At 53.1% G+C, this 11952-nt stretch carries 12 protein-coding genes and 1 pseudogene; 1 reads left to right on the top strand and 12 read right to left on the bottom strand.

Features of this window, described 5'->3' with window-relative positions:
* Nucleotides 1-9 precede the first annotated feature (9 nt).
* Entirely contained in the window at nt 10-369 is a 360-nt protein-coding gene (locus ACP15V_RS15710; protein WP_424944667.1) for a DUF2958 domain-containing protein, read from the bottom strand.
* A 70-nt stretch (nt 370-439) separates the two neighbouring features.
* Nucleotides 440-640 carry a hypothetical protein gene (locus ACP15V_RS15705; RefSeq protein ID WP_424944666.1) on the bottom strand — a complete coding sequence of 67 codons (201 nt, stop codon included), beginning with the start codon at nt 638-640 and terminating at the stop codon, nt 440-442.
* Nucleotides 641-1234: 594 nt separating this feature from the next.
* Here ACP15V_RS15705 and ACP15V_RS15700 point away from each other — a divergent pair.
* A pseudogene (locus ACP15V_RS15700) lies at nt 1235-1450 on the top strand (integrase core domain-containing protein); the annotation flags it as partial.
* A 296-nt stretch (nt 1451-1746) separates the two neighbouring features.
* On the opposite strand, the gene ACP15V_RS15695 reads toward ACP15V_RS15700, so the two are convergent.
* The 10 genes from ACP15V_RS15695 to betI all read right to left on the bottom strand — a co-directional run bounded on the left by ACP15V_RS15695 (nt 1747) and on the right by betI (nt 11880).
* Entirely contained in the window at nt 1747-2076 is a 330-nt protein-coding gene (locus ACP15V_RS15695; RefSeq protein WP_424944665.1) for a hypothetical protein, read from the bottom strand.
* Between the two features lie 11 nt (nt 2077-2087).
* The gene (locus tag ACP15V_RS15690; protein ID WP_424944664.1) at nt 2088-2612 is read right to left on the bottom strand and encodes a Hint domain-containing protein; all 525 of its coding nucleotides are present in this window, start codon (nt 2610-2612) and stop codon (nt 2088-2090) included.
* 23 nt (nt 2613-2635) lie between these two features.
* A complete protein-coding gene (locus ACP15V_RS15685; RefSeq protein ID WP_424944663.1) occupies nt 2636-6274 on the bottom strand; it encodes a Hint domain-containing protein in 3639 nt (1212 codons plus the stop codon).
* Complete coding sequence (locus tag ACP15V_RS15680) at nt 6274-6423, bottom strand: hypothetical protein (RefSeq protein ID WP_424944662.1); 150 nt, start codon at nt 6421-6423, stop codon at nt 6274-6276. Before ACP15V_RS15680 ends, ACP15V_RS15685 begins: the two co-directional genes overlap by 1 nt.
* The gene (locus ACP15V_RS15675; protein WP_424944661.1) at nt 6416-7471 is read right to left on the bottom strand and encodes a hypothetical protein; all 1056 of its coding nucleotides are present in this window, start codon (nt 7469-7471) and stop codon (nt 6416-6418) included. Before ACP15V_RS15675 ends, ACP15V_RS15680 begins: the two co-directional genes overlap by 8 nt.
* A 474-nt stretch (nt 7472-7945) precedes the next feature.
* Nucleotides 7946-8401 carry a hypothetical protein gene (locus tag ACP15V_RS15670; protein ID WP_424944660.1) on the bottom strand — a complete coding sequence of 152 codons (456 nt, stop codon included), beginning with the start codon at nt 8399-8401 and terminating at the stop codon, nt 7946-7948.
* Nucleotides 8391-8546: an ArdC-like ssDNA-binding domain-containing protein gene (locus tag ACP15V_RS15665; RefSeq protein ID WP_424944659.1), complete on the bottom strand. Its 156-nt coding sequence runs from the start codon at nt 8544-8546 to the stop codon at nt 8391-8393. Before ACP15V_RS15665 ends, ACP15V_RS15670 begins: the two co-directional genes overlap by 11 nt.
* 215 nt (nt 8547-8761) lie before the next feature.
* Nucleotides 8762-9649 (bottom strand): antitoxin, encoded by an 888-nt coding sequence (locus ACP15V_RS15660; protein ID WP_424944658.1) that lies wholly within the window; start codon nt 9647-9649, stop codon nt 8762-8764.
* A complete protein-coding gene (locus ACP15V_RS15655; RefSeq protein WP_424944657.1) occupies nt 9646-10737 on the bottom strand; it encodes a MarR family transcriptional regulator in 1092 nt (363 codons plus the stop codon). Before ACP15V_RS15655 ends, ACP15V_RS15660 begins: the two co-directional genes overlap by 4 nt.
* Before the next feature lie 492 nt (nt 10738-11229).
* Nucleotides 11230-11880: a transcriptional regulator BetI gene (betI, locus tag ACP15V_RS15650; RefSeq protein ID WP_424944656.1), complete on the bottom strand. Its 651-nt coding sequence runs from the start codon at nt 11878-11880 to the stop codon at nt 11230-11232.
* Nucleotides 11881-11952: the final 72 nt, after the last annotated feature.

The following is an 11952-nucleotide window of genomic DNA, read 5'->3' as shown; positions in this document are numbered from 1 at the left end:
TGTTGGTGCTCACGTTACGATCCCTCCGGCTTCGCGAGCGCACTCGGCATAGGTGCTGAGCTGTGCCTCGGCTTTGAAGTGGAGGTCCCGCTCGATCGGCAAGCCAAGGCGGCCACGGTGTGCCATGAGGACGCTGAGCCGAACCGAGCCCAGCTCCGGGTAGCCAAGGCCGAGATCGCAAAGACCGAATGCGATGTCGGGATCCTCCGGGTCCGTTTCGCTGAGGAGCCAGGTGGCGCCGCCGTCTGGTGTGAAGAGCTTGACCACCGGCGCGAAGTCGATGGTGTCCTCACCAGCTTCGATGCGCGTCTGGTTGGCACGGCCATTGGCGGCCAGTTGGTCGAGGATGGGTTGAGGCAGAAGTTCCATTGTGTCTGTCCTTCGTATGAGATGTCGGAGAGGTTTGGCGGGAGGGGCACTAGGCCCCTCCCCGGCTGGGTCACTCGGTGACCTGGACGTCGTCGCTGTCGGGCTTAGGCTCGAAGAGGACGAGCTCGCCATTCACCGGGGTCGCGAAGAGCTGGATGGTCATGAAGGACTTGGCGCCTTCGTTCTGCGGGAAGGCGACGCCCACCTTGTGGAAGCGGGTCTTGCCATCCTTGCTGGTGTCGGGGGTGGTGACGGTGTAGTACTTGGTCATATCGGTTCTCCTTCGTTTTCGATGCAAACGAGAGACCGTGACTGCCCGGACCGGCTGTCACGCTGAACTTTGTTGCGCGAGGAATGGGCGCGAAGCGCACAGGGGAAAGTTCTGCTTGAAGGGGGCGGCTGAAAGCCGCGCCCGGCAGATGGGACAGGTCACGGAGATTGCATCAGGAAGAAAACGAGAGGGGAACTGAGGTGACCGGTCGACGTACCGATCACGCCAGACCGCAAGAGGATTGGATACGTCCACAATGGATGACGCCTGAAGTTGGATGAACCTGCCACGACCGGAATGACATGTCCCTGCGTAACCTGATATGGCGAGGTATGATCAAGCTTCGACCCATTGCTGATGACGACCCTAACCCATGCCGAGATCGCACAATACGAAATAGGCAACACGTCATGCCGGTTCGCACAAAGCAAGCGACGCAGAAAAACATAAACGTCGCGCACACAAAGCCCCCAGACGGACTCGCTATTTGAGGGCGGCGCGCCTGGGGGCTTTGCGCCACATAGGGTGGGTCAAACTTAAATGCTGAAACCGGGTCAGTTTTGAACGCTCATTGACACCCTGAGGGAATGGGTTTGTGAGAGCATCAACACGCGGATGCGAGATGAACTGTTCAACGGCGAGGTATACTACAGCTTGCATGCAGCTTAGATCCTGATCCAAGAATGGAGGAAACACTACAACACGAAGATACCACACAGTGTATTGGGCTATCGCCCACCAACCCCAGAAACCATCATGCCTATGGATCTCAGGTCACACATACACTATCATTCAACTTGGACCGCTTAGTTGGGACTGATCAAGGCTGTATTGAGGAAATAAGCACAAACGACACCACAAAAATAACAGCCTGTGCCGTCATCAAAGAGAAGTTTTGCAATCCGATAGCATGTAGAAACAGTAATGCGGAACATATCGTCAGTTCTTTTACTCGTACCGCTCGGTAATGATTGAACCTGTATATGGTGTCAGAACGGGAGTGCTCTGAAACTGTTTCAATTGACCTTTTTTTGTCTGTTTTTTCTAACATCACTCAAATTCCAACAATCACTAAGTCTACAGGAGTCTTTCGGCTTTTGATCCCGTCAGGTGAAAGAAAGCAAACCGATCAGAATTGCTATGAATACTAAACTCACAAGAAACGCAAAAAAGCGTAGAGGGAGCCACTTCACTTCGTCGGAAAAGGAGCCTGCCCAGCCAGCTTCTCCTTCATTCACGGTTTCATTTTCGGAGATTGGGGAAGCGCTAGTCCCCCGCCGAACCGAAGTAGTATTTATTTCGAAGTTTGGAACAGACCAAATCCAAGAATCTGCAGTTGGATCAACATTGGACCTAGACATCTGGTTTTTCAGGCTTGGAGATGATGACATTCGCGATGCCCCTGCAATGGGAATTCTGTCTTTCTGTTGTTCCATCATGCGAGCTTTCAAACCGCTTGCGAGGTGGCAAATAGTGCATTGGCGTCATCAACGACTGGGTGCGATGGCTCTGCATACAGATCGTCACCGAATATCTGCAAATATATCCCTTCCACATTCGCGAACTGGAAACGCTTCGCAAACAAAGCAAAATAGCGAATTGATCTCAGATCATTTTGGATTGGTGACGCGAATTTATCGGGCAATTGGTCCGCAGTGGCGAATCCCAGACCATTCCACTTGTCATGAGACCATGGGGAAGTTTTAAACGAAAGCGCTTGTTTTGGGGAAACAAGGATGTCACGTTGCGGTGCGTTGGGTGCGATGGATCCTGCTCGTAAGCAAACTGGAAAAAGAGGTGCCTCAAACCTAGTTTCATTTGCTGGGAATTGCACCTCACGCGAAAGAATATTGGTAAGCCTACAGTGTATCTGCGATACCGGATCAAAGACGGTGTCGCCAACTCTTAATTCTTCGACAGGAACAAAAGTTCCCCCTTCTTTGACTTGAACTTTGCAACCTTCTGTCAGCATCGGATCATCCCCACTATTGAACTTTATATTCCGTATTGCGCGGCAACGAGGCACTCGAGCCGGTTAAGAACTCTTCGCGCAGTTGAGAATTTGGCTCGTCCATCGGTGTCAGCGAGATCTGGGAAAAACTCGAGTATTTCTTTGCGCGCATCATGATCCAGTGTTGCCCATCCAACATGCCCGGGATGATAACTTTCAGACCAATGACCATTCCCCGAAATCACTTCGTGGCTTTCAAAGAGAATATGGAAATACTCTACCATCCCCCCTTCCATGCGGAGAACCTTTTTGCCATCAATCAGATGTTTCGCAGGCGCGAGCGTTTCGCTCTCTCCGCCCGCAAATTCTGATGCCACACCGCGCAGCAACATGCGGTGGTTCGGGGACACCCACAAATCAGAAGATTCTGGTATGAATGCGCCGCCGCGGATCAGAATGGGGGCCACGGCGCCAATGGCTTTGCGTTTGGTGCTGCCAATCCAACAGATCTTTTGATACCCGTTATCGCGGGTGATCACCCGATCCCCTGACGTCAGATACTCGACCGGGATTTCACCGCGATCCGTTGCGATTTTAGTGCCACGAACGAAACACAAAACATTGGTATTGTCGAAGGTCAGATCTGCGCCTGAAACCGAAGACCCACCATTCTGGATGGTCAGCGTGTTGTCAGCATCCCAACCGGCCTCGGTGTCATTCAGAATACCGTCATCTGCTTGGTCTGCGCGCATCCATTCAAGCGCAGTGGCATAAGTGTTGCCGGGGTTTGCCGCATTGTAAGCTGCAAGGTTGGTCGCGTTATAATAGCTGCTCAGATCGACAAAATCGTTGTTGGTCTGGTCGCCATCATCAATCGCCCCGGTATTGCCAAGGTTGAAGTCCGTGATCGTGTCGTTGCCTTCGACCACAAGGAAGGTGTCGTCACCTTCGCCACCGCAAAGCGTATCATCGCCGACAGATGGATCCCCCAACAAGGAATAGTCATAACCCTGAACGCTCGAAAAGGCTGTAGCCGCGTTAGCCGGATTGTTGTCTGTTGGGATGAATGTAATATCGTCGCCGGGCGACACATCCGTTGGAAATACGAGATAAGAACTATTAGAGGTATCTTGGTCAAAAGAGACGACCTGAGCCCATCCGGTTTCGCCTGTTGTATTGTTGACATACTCGACCTGTGCTACTGCATGGAATTCGGATCCTGCGGTATAGGTCGTTCCAAAGACCGTGACATCACTTGTCGTGACCTGAGGGTCACCGCTGTCCACAGGAATGCCGGGTACAAGGGCGCTGGCACTGAAATCTTCCAGCGCATTGTCGTCATCGGACACCGTTACGACAACGCTTGCCCCCCCGAAGGTTGTCGTGCCGCCCGTACTGAAAGCATCAGCAGCATTTGTACTGCCCGCCGGAACACCTGGAATTTCATCGAGAGCATATAGGTTGAGATTGAATGTACCAGGTTCGCCGCCACCGGAACCACCCGAGATCGTATCATTCCCGTCACCGCCGCAGACGATATCGTCACCAGCACCCCCATCGATGCTGTCATTGTCAGCACCGCCATCAACGGTATCGTTGCCAAGGCCTGCATCAATTGTATCATCACCGCCATTGCCGCGAATGCTGTCGTCGTTGCCATCCGCGCCGTCAATAATGTCGCCACCACCATTGGTGGCCTGACCGGAATCGTCATATCCCGGCGCCATAGCCTCGCCCGTTTCTTCGCCGTCAACAACGAGGCTGGAGACATTGGTATTGTCAAACGTCAGATCCGCGCCAGCAACGGCTGTTCCACCATTCTGGATGATCAGCGTATTGTCAGTGCTCCAACCGGCATTGGTATCGTTCAGGATTCCGTCATCATCCTGGTCCGCCTGCATCCATTCCAGAGGGTTTGTAATGATCGCTGGATCAATATCCCCTGCGGCCACCGCTGCGTCGTAGTTTGTCTGGTTATAGTACCCGCTCAGATCAACAAAATCGTTGTTGGTCTGGTCGCCGTCCGTGATCGATCCGGTGTTGCCAGTGTTGAAATCGGTGATGATGTCATTGTCGATCGTATTGATAAACGTGTCATCGCCGTCACCACCGGTGAGCACATCATCACCGGGGCCACCGCCCATAATATCGTTACCATCGCCGCCAAACAGTGTGTCATCGCCAGCTTGCGAATAAAGCGTGTCGTCACCTTCATCGCCGTAAAGAACATCGTTATCATCGCCACCATAGAAGATATCGTTGCCCGTTCCACCGTGAAGAGTGTCATCTCCGCCGCGACCGATGAGGGTATCATTGCCAGAGTTGCCCTCAATAAGGTTGGCAACATCGGAACCGGCGACGTAGTCGTCGCCAAAGCCAGTATATACGTTCTCAATATTGCTGAGCGATTGGGCCGTTGTTGCCGTTCCGGCAAAAGACCCGGTTCCCGCATTCAGATCAATGCTAGTCGCCTGGCCAAAGGCGCTGGCATCATAAAGGTCAATGCCGTCACCGCCATCAATCGTATCATTGCCGAAGGATGCCTGAATGGTGTCATTTCCAGTGCCCGCATCAATGCTGTCCGCTTGGTTGTCATAAGGCGTGCCATCATTTTGGCTCTGAAAAATATAATCATCGCCAGCGCCACCTTCGATCGTGTCGGCTCCAGACCCGCCATCAATGGTGTCGTTCCCATCCTCGCCGCGCAGAACATCGGCACCGCCGCCGCCGTCAATATTGTCATTGCCAGTGCCTCCCCAGATGAAATCTGCGACATTGTCGCCTGTGCCACCAACAATAGTGTCGTCGCCTGCATCACCAAATAGCCAGTCGCTATCGTTCGCTCCTCCAAAAATGGTGTCGTTTCCTTCACCGCCCCGAATGGTATCGCGTTCAGCACCGCCCTGAATAGAGTCGTTTCCGTCGCCACCAAGCACGCTGTCCCGGCCCTGGCCCGCATTGATTGTGTCGTCGCCGCCATAGCCGTAGATGGTATCATTGAGGCCATCGGCCCCGTCAATGATGTCTCCTTGGGCGTCGGTATACCCAATGCCCATAACATCACCAGAATCTGTGCCGTCGACCACACCGGCCACTGCGTACGAAGTTTCAGCGGCAGTCACATAGCCGCTTGAGATACCGCCAAGTGCATCGGAGGACGTGTTAGAAGTCTCGAAATCAACCCGGTAGCTTTCAGGAATTGTGCTCAGATCGCGGCTTGAAACAAAATACTCATCCTCGTTTGCATCTTTGACGCCATCCCCATCAAGATCGATGAATACGGATGTCACCCAGAAAGTATCGATTTTCGTGCCGCCACTTTGGGCATCGTAAAGCCCAACGCGATAGCTTTCCCCCGCAACGATTGCAACGTCATTGTAGACTGTTCCATCCGTAGCAACAAACGTATCGATCGTTTGTTGACTGGTATACGCCCCACCATTCAGCTGATCGTCATTCGCAGCGGAAATTGTTTCAATCCCTTCACCGCTCGAAAGGTTGTCATTGTTGTAATTGACCGTATTTGACGTGCCCGTCTGCGTATCCGTAACAGTGATATTCTGGATATGCGCCTGATCGTTTTCGATACGGTAAGACGCACCTGTCCCCCCCGCGTAACTCGCACCTGTGAAGCGGTTAACAAAGGTGCTGTTTGAGTATAGTCCAAGAGTGTAGGTAGCCATTAGAAGAGCTCCTTCGAGAGGGTTTTAATCGTATAATCGTTGAAGGAATGCCCAAAAGCATCCTCACCAGCAGCATATCCAGCTAGTCCAAAAGTATAGCTGTTTATCCTGTCACAGGTGTTCACACGGATTGATGTTGTATCAGACATAGCGATCTCCTGGGCGCCTTGTTGCGGCAGGACCAAATGTGGCCGATCCGCTGTTAGAGGGGGCTTTGCCGCGGATCATTTTACCAACTGAACAGTTAAATTGCCGTCTGCTGAACTCGTTAAGTGAACGGGTAGACGAAAATCCAACCGTACGTGCGATTTCTTCCGGTGACGGAATCTCTTGCAGGGCAAGCAAAACCCTCTCGCGCACGACCATGTTTTTCAACTCGTCAAAGGATGTGTCGTTTTCGAGAAGGCGGCGATATAATGTGCTATTGGACAACCGCAGTTTATTCGCCACATTGCCAATCTTGATCTCGACATACGGCAATTTCTCCATGACTTCCCGCGCCCCATCCAGAAAATCTCCGCAACCATCCGCTTCAGATTGCTTTAAGATCTCCTGCAGCAACAAATCATTCAGGAATTCATTAGGACCATCAGGCCGCACCTGTAAAAATTCTGTCGGATAGAAAGCATATGTTTCTTCCAAGGGGATACCAAAGTTGATTTGCACACCCACAAGGTTCTTGAAAACCGCTGCAGCTTCGTCATTCGGCACAGAGGTATTGAAAATAACCCCTTTTGCTTCTTCCGGGGCAATGTCCTCATAAATGGCCGCCATACCGAGAATGAGAAGCGTGTGAACGATGTGCCAGTTTCGCGTGCCAATGTCGTATCTCGGTCGCACCCTGATATCCATACCCTTGGGTGTCAAATTGTAGCTGACATTGACAAACGGCAGAAAGGCAGTCTTACCTTTCATCAGGTTCGCCAATGCGCTTAACATGGATTGGCTCGTGTTGAAGTAGGCGCTTGCAAGCACTTGCGATCGGGGTTTCCACAGTGACGTTGCAAGCAGCGGCCAATGCATTCCGACCGACGAATCTAGGACGGAAAACATCTGAAGCACCTGCTGCAAAGAGAAATGTTCCTCCTGGGGAAGCTCTTGCTTAAAATCTCGCAAATGAGCTCGGAACTGTGTGATAAGCTGGTCGCGCACAAATGCGGGCAGCTTCACTTCCTCTAGACTGTTCATCGTCTCCATTAAATCACCGCTAAACCACTTCAACACAGTTCAAAGCTAACAAGAGCCTGGAACCAATGGATGATCTCTTGCGTATACATTTTAGCGCAAGCGAGTAGTTCAAAACCAACCTTGCATGATTTGATTAATGTCTAATTGAGCGATATGACGTAAAACGGGATCCAATTCCGAGTGTTTTAATGTACTCGAATCAATGTCCGTTGTCAGAGATTTTGGAATAGATGACCGACTGAGCTAAGAGAGGGGCTGGTTCATGTGATTATGCGGCGGATTTGCGGTTCAGCAAGCACCGCATTCCAACGATCGTCGAGGCTAGCGGCGGTCCAAGCAACTTCGACCAGGAAAGAAGATGTTGGACCGCTAGATCACTTTGACCCGTGCATCAATCAAGGGCGGTCATTGGTTCAAGTAGGGGGCGAGTACGGCTGAGTGCTAAATCTCCCTTTAGGATTTTCCCTAGCGCTGTTGGTTAAGTCACCTGAGCCGGCTGATCTCGGGAATTGCGAAGTCGACCAATACTGCGGCGAGGACTTGCCAAGCATTGGTGTCATTGTAGTTTCCTGCGAAAGTGGAAACTAAGAAGTTTGTAGCGGGCTGTACGGTTAACCGCTGCCCACCGTTACCATTGGCAATCAAGATTGTATCTCCACTTGGTCCAGCCATAAGAAACCAAAGATAACTGTAGTTTAATCCCCATTGGGTTTCAGTCGCTATTTGTGAGCTGTCTTCGATCCATCCGGTCGGAACGACCTGGCAACCATCATAGACGCCCCCTTGCGCCACCATCACGCCGATTGTCGCCAAATCCCGCACAGTGAGTCTTAAGCCGGATGCCGCTGATGGAACCCCATCTTCCCTTCCAATCCATTCGAAAGACGTGATGCCAAGCGGCTCGAACCGTCGCAATCTCGCATATTCGTCAATTGGCATAGGCGATGCCATTGGGGCGCAAGGGCCGGGTGATGCGCCCGGCGAGGCGTTCGGCATTCCAAGGTTTATGCCAGGGTCGGGTGCCAGTCCCGAGATCGGCAATGATCTTCTCGGTGATGCGGGTGTAAATGTCGGGCTTTGCCATGTGATCCTCCATTGTCTCGTCTCTGTGCTGGACGCGGGAGGAAATGGCGGACGCAACAAGCCGGCCGTGCATGGTCAACCCGGGAGCGACAGCGAATGGAGCGGGCAGACCATTGCGCGGGCGGCGGCATCTGCCAAACCCGCGATCCCCTTGCTCGCACGGGGATGAGACGGTGGAGATCAGAGCGGTAATCCCCCTGCCCCGCCGGACCAAGATCAGATGAATGGCGCGATGACATCTTGAACAACGGCGCTCAAGTCACGCTGCCGCAAGATCCGATTGTCAGGATTCCACTCTTCTGCGCCCTCAAATCGCGCTGCGGCGGCAGGGCCATCTTTTTGATAGCCTTCAAACCCGTCGCCATCGCAAAAGCGCCGCGCGAGGATGTCGATCGCCGCTTGAACGGTTTCTGCGTGCTTGCCAGCCAGTGCGGCGTCGAATGCAGAACGCAAGGCCTCCGTTCCGCCTTTGTAGTGCTCAAGGCAATAGCAAAGGTCGTGCGCGTCTTTGGGTTCGGCTCGGTGATCGAAAGCAAACGCCTTGAGGCAGGTGAAGCTGACAATGTCGGCATGCCGGATGGTTTCGGTGGTGACGCCACCATCGTCCAGCAATTCTGCTGTGATCTCCACGGTCTCATGGTGATCCAACACCATTGCCGAGTGTGGAATGTGGATTGCCGAAACCGCACCCTCCGAAGGTAATTCCTGAAGCGCCCCACCCCTTTCGTCTCCGGCGTCCGCCAGGAACTCCAAAATCAGAACCGTGCCGTCGACCAACTCCTGCTGCCAGCGCCATGAGAGCTTTTTGCCGTCATCGTTTTCTGACCGTTTGAACCCGATGGCCCTAATATTGTCCTCAAGCGTCCGGTAGGCCTCGGTATCAGCCAGCAGTTTCATGTCGACGACGACATCTACGTCACCGGTCCCCGCATGCGCTGGTACCGCTGGGGGACGCTCCTTGATGAGGTAGCGTGGCGTCAGGCCGCCGACGAGAAAGATGGAGTCGCGCCACGGTCCCAAATGGCGGATCAGCGTGACCAGCACACGCTCACAAGCCTCGGTGACAGTTTGGTTGTAGCCTTGAATGGCCGTCGGTTTCTTCATTGCCACACCAGTTTCTGAGACCGCAGATGCTCTGCCATTTCCTTCGAACGGCCATGATCTTCCAGCAGGTCGAGATAGACTTGTAAAGGCGAGGCCATCAAGCGCTCATTCTCGTCATTCATCCTGTTACGATTTTTATTTTGCTTTGCGGCAATTAGGACCAGATTTGCGCCTTCGGAGACCTCTCGCGCATCTAAAGTCGAGATGAGCCAATCGTGCGTTCGTTTCCCAAAGGTTCGCACCGTGAGGTTCGATACATTTGAAAGATATGGCGTGTAGAATTGGGCGGCAAATTGGCCGGTAAACTCCAGATCGAAATCGTCGTAGTAGTTTGCGCTCTTGATCTCCTGAGCCATGTCCTCGGGCTTCATTCTTGGAACGTAGTACCGGGTCCGCCTCGATGCGCGACTAGTAAGAATGCTGTCCCGCCAGGCATCTAAGAGAACATCTGGTCGGACGAGCCTGCGTCGTTTCGCAGGCCCCTCCCCTTTCACCTCCAGCCAATCGCGACGCTCGAGATCCTTGAAGGTCTCGGAAACGGTTGCCGGCGATACGCCCGCATCTTCGGCAATTTCCGACCCGCTTACCCATTCGCCCGGGCGATCAAACAAGGCGTGCAAAACCTGTGCGCGGGTTCCTTTGAACACATTCATGGCGCGACGCTTGGCACGCTTGGGTTTCGGCCTCTCGATCAGCACAAACGTCTCATCGACACTGACAAAGAGCGATCCGCTCAAGTCGTGATAGGCGACCTGCTCTTCCTGAAGAAAGTCCCGAGCCCCTTCCGAAACGGAACGTGCGAGGATCATCGGAACATACCGCCGGTTGGAACTATCCAACTCCCGCAAGTATCGTTTGAGCTGCCAAACAATCTCTCGCGCGTCTCGCGGAAACACATCGCCTCGGGTTTCCACCACGAAGGCGATTTCACGACCTGCCACGATAGCGTCAAGAATTGCATCCGGGCGCAAACGCTGACCAATCCCCGCTTCCCAGGAGATTTCGCCCAAGTGAGCATTTGGAACCGCCTCAAAGCTTTCGCTTAGGCTTTCCATAAGTTCCGGCTCTATGTTCGCTATTTCTTCCATATTCACTGTTCAGCAGATTTAACTGTTTCTCCCTTATATTCGCCCAAATGTCAATATTCACTGTTCAGAAAACTTACGCATAACCACATCCCAACGATCCGAGCCCTTCTTCAGCAAACTAGGTGACGCCCCAATCAAGCAGCTTGCCACTGAGCCTGCCGTAGAAGCTGCGCTCGAGATGCAACTCCCCTGCCCCGGCTTTCTGGACAATGCCCCGCAGATATCCACCTGGAGAACCATGCCAGGAGCCCCTCAAGCGTTTCCGAGGCTGTGTTCCGACGCGGAAGACGCTCCAGGAGAGCGGATACAACTCCCAAACCGACAGCTTCACAGCGTAAGGTTTTGCGCTGAACAATGTTAAGCGACAAAGTCCCCTGCCCTGATCGCTTGCGGCCCTTACCGGTCATTCCTGGTCGACAACGTGAATGTCCGGTTTGCTGGGCACGAGAGCAAAGACTTCCCAAGCAAGTTGGGTGTCGCTGCGGTATCCCGTTACGCAGCATTCAAGGTCAATGCCTGGGCCAGCTCACTCATCTTGGCTTTAGCAGCTTGACGATCAGCCAGATCGCCAAACAGTTTATTGACCACAGCTTCGATATGAGCAGCGGCATCTTCCCGGTTCAGGCCACCAATTTGCAGGCCACATCGCAGCCAGATGCCGTCAATCAGCAAGCTGACTGCATTTGCACCATGCTCAGCTTCCGCTTCCGTCATCCCAGTGTCTTTCAACGCAGACACCAGATTGCTGTGAAGTCGGCGATAGATGACGGTCTGGATTCTCTGGAATTGTGGGTTGTGTGGCACCTCGGCGCACATCGAAATCCAACCATGGGCAACTGCAGGCCGAAAAGTTGTCGGCGAGAAGTTGGCTTCTAGGATCCCATAGAACCTTTCCCATGGGGTCGAGGCCAGGTTCATCAAGGCGACCGCCTCTTTTCTTAGCGTGGCATTGGCCTGTCGAAGGGCGGTTTCGATCAGGGTTTGCTTGTTCGAAAAATAATGCAGCACACTGGCTTTAGAGGCCCCCGTGTGATCCGCAACCCGCTGCAGCGTAGTGCCCTGCATTCCATGAACGGAAAGAACCTCGAAGGCTGCAGTGGCAAATTCCTCGCGCCTGATATCCGCAATACTTTTCCGGCCCATGAAAGCCACCTCCTGCCGCAGGAGTATAATTTATTGACTCATGGGTCAATATACCCTACTGGACCATTTATT

Source organism: Aliiroseovarius crassostreae (assembly GCF_049803815.1).
GTDB lineage: Bacteria > Pseudomonadota > Alphaproteobacteria > Rhodobacterales > Rhodobacteraceae > Aliiroseovarius > Aliiroseovarius crassostreae_A.
The sequence above is the reverse complement of the archived record's forward strand: the minus strand, read 5'-3'. Positions and strand labels throughout refer to the sequence as shown.